We start from the raw sequence: 16,372 nt of genomic DNA, 5'->3' as shown, positions 1-16,372 counted from the left end.
AGAAAAAGGTAAAGCAATTTTCCAGGGCTTGATACTTAATACTAAATACTTGATACTAACAATATGGATAATAGGGTAAAAAAAGCGCTGGTCGCATCATTAAATAAATACGCTGAAGTTGCGGCGATTAATGTTGAAGGTTTCGAAACGGAATTATTGGCAGCATTCGAACTGGATACTAATTTTTTAGATAAAGTGACAGCATTTGATGCCGTTTTCGATTCACATCCGAAATTTGAAGAATTACGTGAAGTGTTTTTCGATTTACTGATGGTAAACTTCTTTAGTAGTGATGTTCAGAAACTGGAAGAAGATTATCTGGAGACTGATGAATGGGCAAAAATTGAGGAAGAAACAATCGACCGGGGAACAGAGTTACTAAACCTTTTACTTTATATCAAAGAATGTAAAGACGAGGATATTGATCCTGAATTGGGCGATTTCTTAAAAGAGTTCTTGTTGGTAGAGGATGATGAGTTTCAGGATGAATTTGAGATCTATGAAGAGATGATCAGCAATCAGCAATTGGCTGAAGGCAGTGTGGAAGAAATTTGCAAAACTGCGCCAACCTTAAATATCAGTGAAGAAATGCAGGATTTGTTTGTTCCTTTTATGGTGTTTTTCCTTGATGTAGAAGGTAGCGCCACTACAATTAAAGAAATAATTCAATTTAGCAGTAACAAATCGTTCGATTCTGCGACTTATATATTAATTACAACAATTAATAGCTAAACTAAACATTCTTTATTATGGACAAAAGTGCTCAAATTTCCCAGTTATCCCTTAAGTATGGTTTCATATTAGCCGCTGTATCAGTGGTGATATCCTTAACCATGCATTTCATCAATCCGGTTTTGGTTTATACCAATGTAATGGCCTCAATTGGTATTTTCGTTGTGTTTATTGCCCTTTTGGTCGTTTCAGGTATCAATATCCGTAAGGAAATCGGTGGGTTCTGGACGTTTGGAGAAGCTTTTAAAGCCTTTTTAATTATCTCTTTAATTTTGGCAATTACGGCTACGCTTTATAATTTCATATTAATGAAGTTTATTGATCCGGATCTTCCGGCAAAAGCAGCAGCAGCGATTGAAGATGCGCAAAGAGCGATGATGGCTAAATTTGGCCTTGGTAATGATGAAATTGATGAGGCGATGGCTAAAGCAGGTAATATGCAGGAGAAATTGGAGCCAAGTTTCAAAAATACCTTCACTAGTTTTGGTGTTTCCATTGCTTCTTATGGTGTAATCTCATTAATCCTGGCTGCGATCTTAAAAAAGAAACCACCAGTTGTTTTTAATACTTTCCCAACAGAAGCTTAATTCACTTATAATATTTGGAACGTGCAGGTTTTATCATTTAATTTGATGAAATTTGCACGTTTTCAATAATACGTCATTGCGAATGAAGCGTAGGGATGAGCAGAGCGTGCGGCAATCTTAAGTTAATAGATTGCTTCGTAATACCTCCCCGCAATGATGAAAAGGCCCAATAAATGGATATATCAGTTGTAGTACCCTTGTTTAATGAAGATGAATCTTTGCCAGAGTTAACCGCATGGATTGATAAAGTAATGACAGACCATCAATTCAGCTACGAAATTGTGCTGGTTGATGATGGAAGTACAGATAAGTCCTGGGAAGTAATAGAAGCATTAAGGTTACAGAACCCGGCAATAAAAGGGATAAAATTCAGAAGAAATTATGGTAAATCTGCTGCGTTAAACGTAGGCTTTGAGGCTACACAGGGCGATGTTATCATCACCATGGATGCCGATTTACAAGATAGTCCGGATGAAATTCCGGAACTCTACCGCAGAATAAAGGAAGAAAAACTCGACCTGATCTCCGGCTGGAAAAAGAAAAGATACGATCCCATTACTAAAACTATTCCTACCAAGTTATTTAATGCTGCCACCCGTAAAATGAGTGGAATAGAATTGAATGATTTTAACTGTGGTTTAAAAGCTTACAGAAGCGACGTTATTAAAACCATCGAAGTTTATGGGGAAATGCACCGCTACATTCCCGTGATTGCGAAATGGGCTGGTTTCAGTAAGATTGCAGAACAGGTAGTAGAACATAGAGCAAGAAAATACGGTACCACTAAATTTGGTTTCAGCAGATTTATCAACGGATTTTTAGACTTACTTTCTATTTTCTTTGTTGGTAAGTTTGGTAAACGACCAATGCACTTCTTCGGTTCGTTAGGTGTGTTGAGTTTCTTCCTCGGGATTATCATGTCGCTTTATACCTTAATTGAAAAGCAATACTTAATCTGGAATGGTTTAGCTTATCGTGATGTAACGCAGCAACCACTCTTCTATTTGTCATTAGTGGCTATTGTAGTGGGCTCGCAAATGTTTCTGGCTGGGTTTATCGCCGAATTGTTATCCAGAAATGCACCAGAAAGAAATCAATACTTAATCGAAAAAGAACTTAAATAAGCTTAAAGACTAAAGCTTAAAGCAAAAAGCGCTTTGGTCTTTAGTTTTTCCGCTTTCAGCTCCAAGAAATGTTTTTCTCCATCATCATTCCGCTTTATAATCGTCCGCAAGAAATTGATGAGCTTTTGTATACCTTAACCAAGCAAACTTATACCAGGTTTGAGGTTTTGGTAATCGAAGATGGTTCTGTTCAGGATGCGAAGGCCATTGTGGCTTCTTATGCTGACCGCCTGGATGTTAAATATTATTTTAAAGAGAATGCCGGACAAGGTTTTGCGCGTAATTATGCCTTTGAAAGGGCCTCTGGTGATTATTTCATTATATTCGACTCTGATATTCTGGTGCCTGCTGATTATCTCGAAATTGTAAGTAATTACCTTCAGGCACATCAGCTGGATGCCTATGGCGGGCCGGATGCAGCGCATGAAAGTTTTACACCAGTTCAAAAGGCGATTAGCTACGCCATGACTTCTCCTTTCACAACGGGGGGAATCCGTGGGAATAAAAAACACGTCGGTCAGTTTCATCCAAGAAGTTTCAATATGGGTGTTTCAAGGAGGGCCTGGGAAAAAGTAGGCGGTTTCATTCTAACGAGGCTTGGCGAAGATATAGAATACAGTATTCGGATTCATGAAAATGGATTTAAGATCGGATTAATTCCAGAGGCAAAGGTTTACCATAAAAGGAGAACCAGTTTTAGTCAGTTTTACAAGCAGCTACACTTCTTCGGCAGGGCAAGGATTAACATTTACAAACATTTTCCAAAAGAATTGAAGCTGGTTCATTTCTTCCCGGCAATTGCCACAGTGGGGATGATTGGAACATTCCTAATGAATTTTATCTATCCGCCTTTGGCTTATATGTTAGATTTCCTGGTGCTATTGTATTTTATGTTGATATTTTTTCACTCCTGGTCTGTAAATAAATCGTTAAAAGTTGCATTTTTGAGCATTATATCTTCGTTCATCCAATTAACGGCCTACGGTTTAGGTTTTATACAGGATTTATTTAAAAGAGTGCTTTTTTCAAGGGAATAGAAATAATGGGGAATAGGAAATAGAGAGGATAAAGAAATGGTAAATAGGGGGTGAGCAGCGAAACATCGAACAGCATGAACGAAAACAGAATAACTAAAGAACTGGAAAACTAAAATGATCAACTACCTAAAAGAAAGTACATTTGCAGTTAATGATGTCATCCGTAAGGCATGGAGCATTATGACGAAACATTATTTTTCGATTGCTACACTGTGCTTCCTCATGTTTATCACAGCGAGTGCATCCAGTCTGATGGCTTTTTTTATTAAAGATGTAAGCCGCGTTTTAAGTTTTTTTATGGTGATTATTTTCACCATGCTGTATTTTACACTCAATCTTTCGTTGTTTAAATATATTTTTCATCTTATTGATAATGAGGATGAAGATGTGACCATTGTTGGTACATTACCCACAAGACAACAGATCATTAGATTTTTAATTGCTACGCTTTATTTTATTGGCTGTATCTTATTTATTGGCCTTATTTTGTTCCCGGTGTTATATGTGCTTGATCCGGTGTTGAGGTATCTGGTTCAGATAGGTTGGGTAGAAAGTTTTCAAGCCACGGGGGTTATTATTACGCAGATTGCAGTGGGAATTGGTATTCTTGCCTTATTTATTACCTGGTTAAGGATTTCATTTTTCCCCTTTTTTATTATTGATAAAAACGTTCCCCCTTTCGAATCCATTAAACTGAGTTTGGCCATTACTAAAGGAAATTTCACTAAAATTTTGTTGTTGTTACTGGTTTTGGGTGGTGGATATTTGATCTATTTATTATTTAATTTTTTACATTGGCCGTTTGTAGCTTTTGTTGTCAATATTTTGAGTTCGTTTATTATTGTTCCATTATCCAGCGTAGCCTTAACAGTAGCTTATCGTAAAATTGCAAGTGAATATAAGGGCGATGAACATCCTGATATTTTGCATAACATCGTATAACTTATGGCAGTTTCAGTAGATAAAATTTTAAGCAATTTAAATAATTTTACAGATTTGGGAAGAAAAAGGGCTTTAGAACTTAGCAATCCTTACTATTATCATTTTATACAAGCATTTTCAAGATATGCGTTTAGAAATGATAGACTAAGTGAGGCTGCATTTAACATTATTAGTTTAAATGTAGATTTTCCTAATTAATACTTTAAAATTCAACTATAACTATGGGATTCAAGGCAGCATTAAGTAAACCCTTTGCCGCATTTGCAGTTTGGCAAATCAACAAATGGAAAAAAAATGCCGTTGCTTCCCAAAATAAAATACTTAAAAATCTGATTGATCAGGCAAAAAACACTGCTTTTGGAAAAGATCATCGGTTTGCTGAAATTACCAATTATAGTGATTTCAAGAAGAATGTTCCGGTTCAGGATTATGAAGGACTTAAACCTTACGTAGATCGGGTGGTTAACGGTGAGGCTGATGTATTGTGGAAAGGCAAACCACTTTACTTTGCTAAAACATCTGGCACCACCTCTGGTGTAAAATACATTCCACTTTCTAAAGAATCAATGCCAGAGCATATCAAAGCCGCCCGAAATGCTATTTTAACTTATATCAACGAAACCGGGAAGGCTGATTTTGTAAATGGGAAAATGATTTTCTTACAGGGAAGCCCGGTTTTGAGTGTTAAAAACGGCATTAATGTAGGTCGTTTATCTGGTATTGTTGCACATCACGTACCGGCATATTTGCAGAAAAATCGTTTGCCCTCTTATGAAACTAACATCATTGAGGATTGGGAGCAAAAAGTGGATGCAATAGTTAGCGAAACCATCCACGAAGACATGACCCTGATTTCTGGAATTCCACCCTGGGTACAAATGTATTTCGACAAGCTTTCTGAAAAAACAAATGGAAAGAAGGTTGGCGAGATCTTCAAAAATTTCAGCTTGTTTATTTATGGCGGTGTCAATTTTGAACCTTACCGGGCGAAGATTGAACAAAGCATCGGCAGGAAAATCGATTCCATTGAAACCTATCCGGCATCTGAGGGGTTTATCGCCTACCAGGATGCTCAGCAAGATAAAGGCTTATTATTATTGGCTGATGCAGGTATCTTTTACGAGTTCATTCCTGCAGATGAATATTATAATGAAAACCCAACCAGATTAGCACTCGGGGAAGTTGAATTGGATGTTAACTATGCATTGATTTTAAATACCAATGCAGGTTTATGGGGCTATAGTATTGGTGATACCATTAAATTTGTTTCCAAAGATCCCTATAAAATTGTGGTAACCGGGCGCATTAAACACTTTATCTCCGCATTTGGGGAGCATGTGATTGGTGAAGAAGTGGAGCAGGCTTTGTTAAGTATTGCAAATGACGAAAAAGTAGAAATTACGGAGTTTACGGTTGCACCACAGGTAAATCCAGAAGTGAATCAGCTCCCTTATCATGAATGGTTTGTGGAGTTCTCCTCTGCGCCGAATGATTTGGCTGCTTTCAGTAAAAGGGTAGATGAAGCTTTGCAAAAGAAAAATATTTATTACTTTGATTTAATAGAAGGGAACATCCTTCAGCCATTAATTATACGTACGTTGCAAAAGGATGCTTTTGTAAATTACATGAAAAGTGAAGGGAAATTGGGTGGACAGAATAAAGTACCCAGGCTAAGTAATGACAGGAAGCTGGTAGATGGGTTGGAGAAATATATTGTTTAATCTCCATCGTCATTGCGCGGAGGTAAGACGCGGCAATCTCATTTGAGCTTTCGTCCTGGCCGGACGGGCCGTTTTCTTTTTGATGTCAAAAAGAACCAAAAACACCGGCTGAAAATTTTTGTTTTGAAGTTTCTGCCTGGGCTTAATTTGTGCATGCCCAAAAATTTGTTAGGCCGAAATTAGGTAGAACGGGGAAACATTACTTAGGCCAAGTTAAGTGGAAATGCCACATTAAAATTTATGTTGTTCAGAAAAACAACTAGAAAAAAAAGAAGATTTGAAAAACATAACCATATTAGGTTCTACAGGAAGCATCGGTACGCAGGCACTCGAAGTGGTTCGGGATAACCCATCGATTTTTAAGGTCTCTGTATTATCTGCATTAAAAAATTCAGCATTACTGGTTCAGCAGGCGATCGCCTTTAAGCCTGATATAGTGGTCATTTGCGATGAAAGTCAATATTTATATGTTAAAGATCAATTGTCGTCTTTTAACATACAGGTTTTAGCCGGCGAAGAAGCTTTGACTGAAGTGGCCGCCTACCCCAAAAGCGATATTGTATTAACTGCATTGATGGGTTCGGTAGGACTAAAGCCTACAATAGCAGCAATTAAAGCCGGGAAAAACATTGCGCTGGCAAATAAAGAAACTTTAGTAGTTGCGGGTGAATACATTACTGCGTTGGCTGCCGAGCACCAGGTGAAAATTCTTCCTGTTGATTCGGAGCATTCGGCAATCTTTCAATGTTTGGTGGGTGAGGCGCAAAATGCAATTGAGAAAATTTACCTTACTGCATCCGGCGGGCCATTCCTTGGTAAAGGAAAAGATTTTCTTTCCACTGTAAAAAAAGAACAGGCCTTAAAACATCCCAATTGGGTAATGGGTGCTAAAATTACCATCGATTCTGCAAGTTTAATGAATAAGGGGCTTGAAGTTATTGAGGCAAAGTGGTTGTTCAATCTTGATGTAGACCAAATCGATGTGATTGTACATCCGCAGTCGATTATTCATTCGATTGTGCAATTTACGGATGGATCTATGAAAGCGCAAATGGGGGTTCCGGATATGAAACTACCTATTCAGTATGCCATAAATTATCCCGACAGGCTAAAAAACAATTTTAAGCGTTTTAACTTTCTGGATTATCCGAATTTCAGTTTTCAGAAGGCTGATCTGGAAACTTTCAGAAATCTGGACCTGGCTTTTAAAGCGCTAAGAAAGGGAGGAAATATGCCTTGTATCTTAAATGCGGCGAATGAGATTGTAGTGGAAGCATTTTTGGAAGATAAAATCGGTTTCCTTCAAATGAGTGAAGTTATTGAACTATGCATGGCGGAAATTAACTTCATTGAAAAACCACAATTGACCGATTATTTAGAAACTGACAAACATAGCCGTATCTTAGCCGGCGAATTAGTAACAAAAAGTAAAATTTAACATCTAAAATAAAATATTTAGCATAGCATATGAATGGATTGATTATGGCGGGGCAGCTGCTGCTCGGATTGTCTTTATTGGTAATATTACACGAATTAGGGCATTTTCTGGCAGCCAGGGCATTTGGTATTAAAGTAGAAAAGTTTTATTTATTTTTTGATGCCTGGGGTTTTAAACTCTTTAGTTTCAAAAAAGGAGATGTAGAATATGGTGTGGGATGGTTACCACTTGGTGGTTACGTAAAAATTGCCGGAATGATTGATGAGAGTATGGATACTGAGCAAATGGCTCAACCTGCTCAGCCTTGGGAATTTCGCTCAAAACCTGCATGGCAACGTTTAATTGTAATGCTTGGTGGTATTATTGTTAATGTTATAGTAGGTATTTTCATCTTTTGGATGCTTACTTATAATGTTGGTAAAAGCTATACCGTTAACGGAAAATTAACCGATGGTATTTCGGTGGGTACCCTGGGTAAAGAAATTGGGTTAAAAAATGGAGATAGAATCCTCGCGATTAATGGGAATAAATTAATTCGTTTTGAGGATGCTATTTCGAGCAAGGTATTATTTGACGGGGCACAATTAACCATTTTAAGAGGGAGCCAGACTTTATATGTCTCCGTTCCGGATACGATTCTAAATAAGTTATCAAAGAACGATAAGGAGAATTTTATTAGTCCGCGTTACCGGATGGCCAGTGTGGCCACAGTGCTTGCGCCAGATGAAAAAGCAGATCAGCAATCATTCCTGGATCGGGTTTTCGGGCGTAAATTCGTGAAACCAGTTTATCCGGCGTATTCGGCAGGCATTAAAGTTGGTGATAGTATTTTGGCTGTAAATGGAAAGCCGATAACTTTCTTTGATCAGTTTAAGGAGGAGGTTTCTGCTAACAAAAACAAGCAAATTTCCATTCAGGCTTTGCGTAAAGGCAAGCCAGTTAATTTTAATTTAAAAGTGGGACCAGAAGGCACCATTGGTATTGCACCTAATTTTATCTTTCCTGAAACGGCTCACGTGGATTATGGTTTCGCAGAATCTTTGCCGGTAGGAGCAGGGATGGCCTGGAGTACATTCGTAGATAATGCAAAGGGAATTGGTAAAATGATTACCGGTAAATTGAGTGCGCGGAATATCAGTAGTCCGATTGGGATTGCAAAAGTTTACGGAAGTACTTTTGACTGGGTAAAATTCTGGACTTTAACCGGTCTGATTTCGATGGCATTGGCTTTTATGAACTTATTGCCGATTCCTGGCTTAGATGGAGGGCATGTAGTGTTTTTATTAATCGAGATGGTGCAACGGAAGCCAGTGAGTGAGAAAGTGTTGGAGAAGGCTCAAATTGTAGGCTTCGTAATCTTAATTTGTTTAATGGTGTTTGCTTTTGGTAATGATATTTTAAAATCTTTCGGTAAGTAAAATCTAATTTATATTATTGCCGCAGCTGCGCAGATTTGAACAATCGATCTGAACGGCTGCGGCTTTTTAATTTAATACCCACTATGAGCGAAGCACCAACACAACCAGATTATTTTGAGTTTTACGAATTGCCTGTTCAATTTAATCCGGATCAAGATATTGTAAAAGCCAAATTTTACGCTTTTAGTAAAAAGTTTCATCCTGATTTTTATGCGAATGAAAGTGAAGACAAACAGCAGGAAGTGCTGGAGTTATCTACCTTAAACAATAAGGCCTATCAAACTTTAAGTAATGCGAAAAAGCGGTTGAAGTATGTTCTGGAACTTAAAGGCATTGTTGCAACAGACGAAGGCTATCAACTGCCTCAGTCTTTTTTAATGGAGATGATGGATGTGAATGAAGCTTTAATGGATTTGGAGTTTGAGCCTGATGCATCGAAACTCGATGTGGTTAAAAAAGATATCGCACTTATTGAAAAGCAGCTGGAAGATCATTTAGGTAGTTTATTGAGCCAGTTTGATGAGCAGCCAGAAGGATCGGACAACCTGCTTCCGCAAATCAAGGATGTTTACTACCGACAAAAATACATTACCAGAATCAGATCGCGTTTGGCTGAATAGCCGGATCCGATTTTCATTACTTTCTTGTTATCTTAATGCGGGATAGGGTTTCTACATCGCCAAATTTTATACTGCTTCTGTTAACTGTGCCTGTGGGCAAAGCCAGGTTATACTGCAGGCGTATGCGGGGCATTGGTACTCCTGCCGTAAGGCAAGGGGCGACTTGATGCAGACTGAAGGTGGACTTGACGTGGAGAAAAGGTGGTTTTAACGTCTCGTTGCAGAATGATTTATTCCAGGTAGATTTAAGTTAATAAAAATTTTTCTTTATTTTATCACTTGTTATGGTTTTGATTTGCTTTCTGTTGGTTGGCCGCTCAATCACATTAAATTGTCAAATCATTTTTTGTTTTCGTTGAAGACCCGGCTTTCCCTTATTTTCGAAAAAAAACGGATTCATGAGTTCACTATCGATCTTTCGTAAAGTTGCTGTTGCTGAGGGGATTTCCTACCTAATGTTGTTATTTGTTGCCATGCCTTTAAAATATTGGGCTGATCTGCCATTGTATGTAAAATATACCGGATGGGCACATGGTTTATTGTTTGTGCTTTACGGGGCAACTTTAATTATGGCCTGGCAAGAGCAAAAGTGGAAATTTGGTAAAGCGGCTTTAATTTTTCTAGCCTCGTTATTGCCATTTGCACCATTTATAGTAGATAGAAAGTTAAAAGACGAAAGACCTGAAATTGTAAATGGCAGTTTGTAAGGAGGTTATGGTGTATTTGAAATGAAAGTGAAAATATTTTTGTGATTTACGCTTTCATTTTCTACATTTGCATCCCGTCCAACACATGCCCGGATGGCGGAATTGGTAGACGCGCTGGTCTCAAACACCTGTGGGAAACCGTGCCGGTTCGACTCCGGCTCCGGGTACATTTTTTTCTTAGGGATCCCCAAACGGGATCCCTTTTGATTTTACAATCAAATTACATTTTGGCAATCTTCTACACCTTAGCATTGTGTATCTCAAGAATGCTTCAGTCTTAACGTAAGCTATTATCATTATTCCACCGTTTTTTGATAGAAAACGAGATGAGTATTTGAGAATAAAGGATCACCGTTGTTTACTAGATTAATTCCGATAACGATGATTCTATAAAAGTTATTGATGACGTCAAAAGGGTGTACTAGTATCATCTGTTAAATGAAGTATGCTCATTTACATACTCAATAAAGTTTCGCTCTGAAGTCACGAATACACTTGTTTTCGCGAACTCTGCATTTCCATTATAAAGTTTGACACTTTTTTCCCCGGCATTTAACCTTACTAGCTGACCTGCCGTAATTCCCAAAGGTATATAGCCATAAAACTCGCCATAGCCCTTTTCTAATCTGTAGGGATAAAGCCATTTCGGGTCTGAGATATTAAAGTTTCCCTTGTTTGATGTGATCACTGTAAATTTGATTACACCATAAGCGCGATCTGTCGATCTGTTATAGGAAATAATACGTCCGGTGAAACAGATATTATTCTTTTCTAAAACAGTCTCAGCGGGTTTTTTTTCATCTTGATCTCCGTAATATTGCCAGACTGTGATCAGACATACAAACAGAACCAAGAAAAACATCTTTTTAAATCCCATTTTTTTACATTTACTTAATTTGTCAACAAATATATCGCAGCTGCAGAGGTTTGATGTGCATTCATGTTACTATGCATTATTCACGTTGGGTCATACTGCATTAACAAAAGATGCTTTAACAGTGAAATACTGTCATCAAGTAAAGGTGACAAAATTTATATTAATATTTTAAACTGTTGAAGGATACTCTTCCTAATAAGTGCAGATTAAGATGCGGGTCAAATTTCTTCACCTGAATATTAATCGATATATTATTAATGAAGCAATTTATCTCTATATAGTTCATGCTGATGTATAAGATTTCAATTAAACGCAAGTTCAAGTAATCGCTTATCATTATTCCTTCCTATTTTTGTAACTATACAACAAGTATCTCGTTATTCGACCGTCATTTGGTAGCGTTCCGTTTATTGAGAATTATCCGCTTGCCGCTCCTTTGATCTCAGTAATAATTCATTCTTTGATAAACCAATAGCTTGTCGACTCTTTCTTGATTTCTAAGTTCTAGGTTTTAGTTTTGGTGTGATGCTTTTCTTAAACTTTGTCAAGCATTAAAGTAAAGCTGTTTTGCAAAAGGCAGGCAACTTAAATAGTATGTGTTAAAATACCATACGAAATAGCAACAATGAAGGCGCCAATAGTACTAAACATAGCATAGATTAAGGCATACTTGGTATCTTGTCTTTCATATTTTAAATCATTTTGGTTCACTTGGAAACAGTTAGTGCAGTTAAAATAATAGTATTATTAATATTTAATTTGTTGGAAAGATCTAACGCTATCCAACTTACATAAATAGCCCCAGAACAAAATGTTTTGTATATTTAACTAAATCGTTATTGATGAACATAATAAAAATATTCGAAAGTAAATAAACTGAAAATAGTTTAGCTTATTTTACAATTGTGGGCAAGCGTGCGGTAAGGAATAAACCGACTATAGATAGCATACTTTTAATGAAAATTAGACATGAGTATTTTCAAAAATTTATTTAGGCACTCAACAAATACTAACCCTAAATATTCAGGAGGGCCTAGGCCTAGGCATGAACTAAATGTAGAAGGCGACTTTTATGTAGAAAAGGATTCTTGTATCCTGTGTGGTGCGCCTGAAGTAGAGGCAATAGGCTTAATGGCGAATTCTGACGGAGGTTGTTATTTTATTAGACAGCCTGAGACAGAAGAAGAAATCGAACAAGCAATAAATGCTATTGCTGTCTCTTGTGTTTCCGCCGTTAGGTATGGCGGAACAGACCAAAAAATAATTAAAAAACTTTATTCTTTAAATTTAGAGTTGGAGTGTGATTATAAATTGATAGTTTAATTCAAAATGTATAATACGCAGCCTATAACAGCAGGTTTAAGGGATGCCCTATCATAATGCTTTTACTTCCCTTCTAGCAAATTAAACACGTTTGTACTTGTAGGTGAGAGAACCTATACTTCGGTCACAGCTAAAAGTTGCAAGATCGTAGTCTCACATTAATAAAAACTTCTCACTATTCCCTCCATATTTGGTAATACGAAGCCAATGCACCATTATTCCACCGTTAAATGATTATATCTCCAGTTATGCTTTATTGATTTGAAGATTGCTTCCGATAGGACCACCCGTATAAGTATCGGTATGTGCTTTGTGACTGATAGACTTTCGCTTGTAAGGACGTAGCTCTAGCCCTTTATTGTGCAATACAATTTTAAAATGTGCTCTACAGATATCGAGTTTAAACTGCATCTTGCATATTTAAACGTTTAGCCAATTAAGCCAGCAAGTACCCCAAAGATTAATTAATGGATGATATTCTTACAATAGCACTTATTTTACTTGCCTTCCTCGGACTACCGATAGGATTTGCTTGTTTACTCTACTTTGTTCCTAAAAAACTTGGCCATCCTAAGATCGGGAAATATTTAGCTTTTACATTTGGATTGATTGTTTTGGTGGGTATCCTGTGGACTGTGTTTCAAGACCAGCTTTTCACACCCGCAAACGCAAAAGATCTTTTAAAAGAACAACAAATAGTCTTAAAGGATGAATTTAACATACAAGATAACCGATCAAGCTCTGCAATCGGCGACTATTATCACACTTTTACATTAGGAATATCTAACCGTGACAAACAACGATTAATAGCAAAAATTAAAAGCGCACACGACTTTAAGCGCAACACGAACGAAAATGAAAGTCTGCTTTATTCACGTCAAAACCGCTATCTGGGCCCGAAGGTCGTTCAAAATTTTGAAACCGAAGATTCGTACGTTAGAGAATACTTTCAACCAAGTGGGAAAAGAGGCTATGCACCTACTTTTAGAAGAATATCTGTAAGCAAAATAGAGAACAAGCTAACATTTGAAGACATTGATGAATAAGTAAGCGCTTTTAACAGCATAGATATAAGAGCTAAATTACTTCTAAAAAATTTGATTGGAATAAACTTAACTACTAGAAACCTAAGACATCATCAAGCCGAAAAACATTAATTAGTCCCTATATCACAATTCCCTCGTTATTTTATGAGTTTCAGGGAGATTGGACTTAGTAATTTTATAGTTTGCAAAGCCGCTTACTTTTATCCTGCTGACCTCGGCCTTTTTCCTAGATTTTCATAAACTCATTCCATTAATCAAATGAAATATTTAGTTTTTGATAATGAGTTTTTGATAATTTGAATTACCAAAAGCTTGGGCAATAAATTACTATCAATTAGAAAGTCAAGTTTTTCGGTTCAAAGTTTCCCGGTAAAGTTTTTTGGAGAAATAATTACTAAAATTTTTGGATCAATTATATGAATCCTTTCAATTTTAAATCGTCCACTATTTGTTCAATAAGCAATAAAAAGGCTTTTAAATATTGAAAGTAGTCCCGCTGATCGGTACAGATCCCTCTCTAAATCATCTAGAGAGGGATTTTTGTTTTTTGCCTATTTTGCAATATTCCTGTATTGCGTGGAAACAAAGATTGTGGTTCGATCTCCGGCGGGGGAGACCCAGACGGACTAAGGTCGAAACATTGGACTATGCGTTTTAGCAGCTCCCCTTTAGGTTCTGATTTTTTATCCGTCAGGTTTGTCCAGAAAATGGTATGCAGGATATACGATGAGAGGTGATAGAATAGCTTTCTAGTTCAATAGTCTATCGTTTCAATGTTGTTTTCATTCAAAGACTTTTTAATCATCAGCAAATCCTTGTTCGCTCCTTTAACGGCTCCGCCAAGATGAAAAGTATAGTGCAGGTTTAACGTTTCTTCGTCCATGTAGGGCTCAGGAAAATTTTGCTTATATGGCCCTGCCAAATGGATACAATTGCCATTGGCATCTACCAGTTTATCCATTCCATTTTCCGTAAGAATGTTACTAAAAACAGCATTGACAGGTAGTAAACTCGCCTCGCCTAAGATGGCAGAGGTCTTTAAAACTCATTTCTTTTCATCACAAAAATGTTTTAAGTATTATTCCGATTATAGCTGATGCTAATATGAGATGTGGTTCTTTTAGTTTTTTGATGTAGATCAAAGCAAGCATACTAAATATAGCGATTAAGACCGTAGGAATATCTACAATTGCCCGCATTGCAATAATAATTACCGCCCCAACCAGCGCACCAATAACTACCGCTGTAATGCCGTCTACAAATGCTTTGATACTGGTGTTCTTTGCGATCTTTTTAAATGAAGGAGCAAGTGCAACGGTAAAAATATAACATGGTAAAAAAGTGGCAAAAGCCGCTACACAGGCTCCGGGAAAACCAGCCACAAGGTAGCCGATAAAGGCGACAGTAATCACAACAGGCCCCGGAGTGATCATCGCAACGGCTACAGAATCCAGAAATTCATGTTCTGTAAGCCAGCCAAATTCCTGAACTACCCCACCATGCAAAAAAGGGACAATGGCAAGACCACTGCCAAATACAAATGCACCTGCCTTTAAAAAGAACCATCCAATTTCCTGCAAAGTCTTTCCATCATAATACCAAAAGCCAATTCCAAGTGAAATTATAGAGGGTGCGGTTGTCGGGCGTTTGATCCATTTTGGTGGTGACTTAACAACTATATAGATCAGGCCACAGCCCGCAAAAAGCAAAATATTCTCTTTTTCAGTTAGAACCGTAACCACAATTCCAGCCAGATAAAAAATCCACAGGAGCCATTTGGATTTGATTGCCTCAAGATTAAGGCTACTCACGGATTTAATAGTCAACTTATACGCACTAATAGCAATAATACCGATCACAGCGGCACTTACGCCGTAAAATACAGCCTGTATTCCCGGCAAACCACTATAAAGTTTATAAGCCATGCCCAATAGGACGACCATAATAAAGGAAGGGAGCACAAAAGCAAGTCCGGTTAAAGTAGCACCTATGATTCCGTAGTGGACAAAACCTACATAAATACCCAGCTGGGCTGCCAATGGCCCAGGTGCCAGTTGTGCCAGAGCAAGCCCTTCTTTATATTCCTCTTCCGTAATCCATTTCTTATTTTCTACTAAATCCCGGTACATATATCCTACAAGTGCAACAGGGCCACCAAATCCCCAGGTGCCCAACTTTAAGAAATAGGTGGTCATATCGCTTAGTTTGTAACTGGCTTTTTCTTTCATAGTAAAAGGTTTAAAAGGAGACTCCAAACTGGAAACCAATTCCAAATGAAGAGGGAAGATCGTTTCCAAACCGGGCAGGTAATGGAACAGCAATAAAATAGCTGCTGCCAGTATTTTTTTTAACCACCTTATTAAAAACAGGCGTTATCCCGTAACGTCCCGATGTCTCAAAAGCCGCACGGCCAGCAAAAGTGAAACCATTACCAAGTGCAACAAGTACACCGGGATGGAACAACACATTGTTTACTTTGCTTCCGGCCCCTGTTGCTTTTACAAAGGGTACAATTTCGCTGCTGAAGCCTATTTTTGCACTTTTCCAAATGTTGATGCCGATGGGCATTCCGACGATATAACTGTCTTTAAAATTGGTATGCGTACCCTCGGAGCTAAAAGTTACGATAGGATGGACAATGCCCACATATCCGGCAAGCTTTGGGTAAGTTTGTGGTGCCTGCCCGAAGGTATTAAAGGCAATAAAGGCTGTCAGAAATAATATTAGCCCTATAAATTTGTGTAACGGTGTTTGCATAGCACAAGACTACAACATCCATTTGCAGTAAAATAGAACGGAA

General features: G+C 37.7%; 18 protein-coding genes and 1 tRNA gene. 14 read left to right on the top strand and 5 right to left on the bottom strand.

Annotated features, from left to right (window positions below; all coding sequences use genetic code 11):
- Positions 1-63 precede the first annotated feature (63 nt).
- From SOM16_RS11065 to SOM16_RS11010, 12 genes are all read left to right on the top strand, one after another.
- Positions 64-732: a hypothetical protein gene (locus tag SOM16_RS11065; RefSeq protein ID WP_320464070.1), complete on the top strand. Its 669-nt coding sequence runs from the start codon at positions 64-66 to the stop codon at positions 730-732.
- Positions 733-749: 17 nt separating this feature from the next.
- Positions 750-1,319 carry a DUF4199 domain-containing protein gene (locus SOM16_RS11060; RefSeq protein WP_320464069.1) on the top strand — a complete coding sequence of 190 codons (570 nt, stop codon included), beginning with the start codon at positions 750-752 and terminating at the stop codon, positions 1,317-1,319.
- A gap of 173 nt (positions 1,320-1,492) precedes the next feature.
- On the top strand, positions 1,493-2,443 hold the full coding sequence (locus tag SOM16_RS11055) for a glycosyltransferase family 2 protein (protein ID WP_320464068.1): 951 nt from the start codon (positions 1,493-1,495) through the stop codon (positions 2,441-2,443).
- A gap of 68 nt (positions 2,444-2,511) precedes the next feature.
- Positions 2,512-3,480: a glycosyltransferase gene (locus SOM16_RS11050; RefSeq protein ID WP_320464067.1), complete on the top strand. Its 969-nt coding sequence runs from the start codon at positions 2,512-2,514 to the stop codon at positions 3,478-3,480.
- Between the two features lie 114 nt (positions 3,481-3,594).
- On the top strand, positions 3,595-4,422 hold the full coding sequence (locus SOM16_RS11045; protein ID WP_320464066.1) for a hypothetical protein: 828 nt from the start codon (positions 3,595-3,597) through the stop codon (positions 4,420-4,422).
- A 3-nt stretch (positions 4,423-4,425) separates the two neighbouring features.
- Positions 4,426-4,620: a hypothetical protein gene (locus SOM16_RS11040; protein ID WP_320464065.1), complete on the top strand. Its 195-nt coding sequence runs from the start codon at positions 4,426-4,428 to the stop codon at positions 4,618-4,620.
- A 23-nt stretch (positions 4,621-4,643) separates the two neighbouring features.
- The gene (locus SOM16_RS11035) at positions 4,644-6,143 is read left to right on the top strand and encodes a GH3 auxin-responsive promoter family protein (protein WP_320464064.1); all 1,500 of its coding nucleotides are present in this window, start codon (positions 4,644-4,646) and stop codon (positions 6,141-6,143) included.
- A 277-nt stretch (positions 6,144-6,420) separates the two neighbouring features.
- Positions 6,421-7,581 (top strand): 1-deoxy-D-xylulose-5-phosphate reductoisomerase, encoded by a 1,161-nt coding sequence (locus SOM16_RS11030; protein ID WP_320464063.1) that lies wholly within the window; start codon positions 6,421-6,423, stop codon positions 7,579-7,581.
- Between the two features lie 29 nt (positions 7,582-7,610).
- The gene (gene rseP, locus SOM16_RS11025) at positions 7,611-8,999 is read left to right on the top strand and encodes an RIP metalloprotease RseP (RefSeq protein WP_320464062.1); all 1,389 of its coding nucleotides are present in this window, start codon (positions 7,611-7,613) and stop codon (positions 8,997-8,999) included.
- An 83-nt stretch (positions 9,000-9,082) separates the two neighbouring features.
- Positions 9,083-9,619 carry a Fe-S protein assembly co-chaperone HscB gene (gene hscB, locus SOM16_RS11020; protein ID WP_320464061.1) on the top strand — a complete coding sequence of 179 codons (537 nt, stop codon included), beginning with the start codon at positions 9,083-9,085 and terminating at the stop codon, positions 9,617-9,619.
- 398 nt (positions 9,620-10,017) lie between these two features.
- Positions 10,018-10,326, top strand: a complete 309-nt coding sequence (locus tag SOM16_RS11015; RefSeq protein WP_320464060.1) for a DUF3817 domain-containing protein — start codon at positions 10,018-10,020, stop codon at positions 10,324-10,326.
- A gap of 87 nt (positions 10,327-10,413) precedes the next feature.
- Positions 10,414-10,493, top strand: a tRNA-Leu gene (locus SOM16_RS11010).
- Between the two features lie 260 nt (positions 10,494-10,753).
- Here SOM16_RS11010 and SOM16_RS11005 read toward each other — a convergent pair.
- Positions 10,754-11,203 (bottom strand): hypothetical protein, encoded by a 450-nt coding sequence (locus tag SOM16_RS11005; protein ID WP_320464059.1) that lies wholly within the window; start codon positions 11,201-11,203, stop codon positions 10,754-10,756.
- 969 nt (positions 11,204-12,172) lie between these two features.
- On the opposite strand from SOM16_RS11005, the gene SOM16_RS11000 reads away from it, so the two are divergent.
- Positions 12,173-12,526: a ferredoxin gene (locus tag SOM16_RS11000; protein ID WP_320464058.1), complete on the top strand. Its 354-nt coding sequence runs from the start codon at positions 12,173-12,175 to the stop codon at positions 12,524-12,526.
- Between the two features lie 246 nt (positions 12,527-12,772).
- Here SOM16_RS11000 and SOM16_RS10995 read toward each other — a convergent pair whose 3' ends face one another.
- The gene (locus SOM16_RS10995; RefSeq protein WP_320464057.1) at positions 12,773-12,937 is read right to left on the bottom strand and encodes a hypothetical protein; all 165 of its coding nucleotides are present in this window, start codon (positions 12,935-12,937) and stop codon (positions 12,773-12,775) included.
- Positions 12,938-12,993: 56 nt separating this feature from the next.
- On the opposite strand from SOM16_RS10995, the gene SOM16_RS10990 reads away from it, so the two are divergent.
- Complete coding sequence (locus SOM16_RS10990) at positions 12,994-13,572, top strand: hypothetical protein (RefSeq protein WP_320464056.1); 579 nt, start codon at positions 12,994-12,996, stop codon at positions 13,570-13,572.
- Positions 13,573-14,326: 754 nt separating this feature from the next.
- On the opposite strand, the gene SOM16_RS10985 is transcribed toward SOM16_RS10990, so the two are convergent.
- From SOM16_RS10985 to SOM16_RS10975, 3 genes are all read right to left on the bottom strand, one after another.
- A complete protein-coding gene (locus tag SOM16_RS10985; RefSeq protein ID WP_320464055.1) occupies positions 14,327-14,533 on the bottom strand; it encodes a hypothetical protein in 207 nt (68 codons plus the stop codon).
- Positions 14,534-14,630: 97 nt separating this feature from the next.
- On the bottom strand, positions 14,631-15,800 hold the full coding sequence (locus SOM16_RS10980; protein ID WP_320464054.1) for a chromate transporter: 1,170 nt from the start codon (positions 15,798-15,800) through the stop codon (positions 14,631-14,633).
- Positions 15,801-15,810: 10 nt separating this feature from the next.
- Entirely contained in the window at positions 15,811-16,329 is a 519-nt protein-coding gene (locus SOM16_RS10975) for a hypothetical protein (RefSeq protein WP_320464053.1), read from the bottom strand.
- Positions 16,330-16,372: the final 43 nt, after the last annotated feature.

This window comes from Pedobacter sp. CFBP9032 (genome assembly GCF_034045265.1).
Taxonomy (GTDB): domain Bacteria; phylum Bacteroidota; class Bacteroidia; order Sphingobacteriales; family Sphingobacteriaceae; genus Pedobacter.
This window is presented reverse-complemented; position numbering and strand designations above follow the sequence as displayed.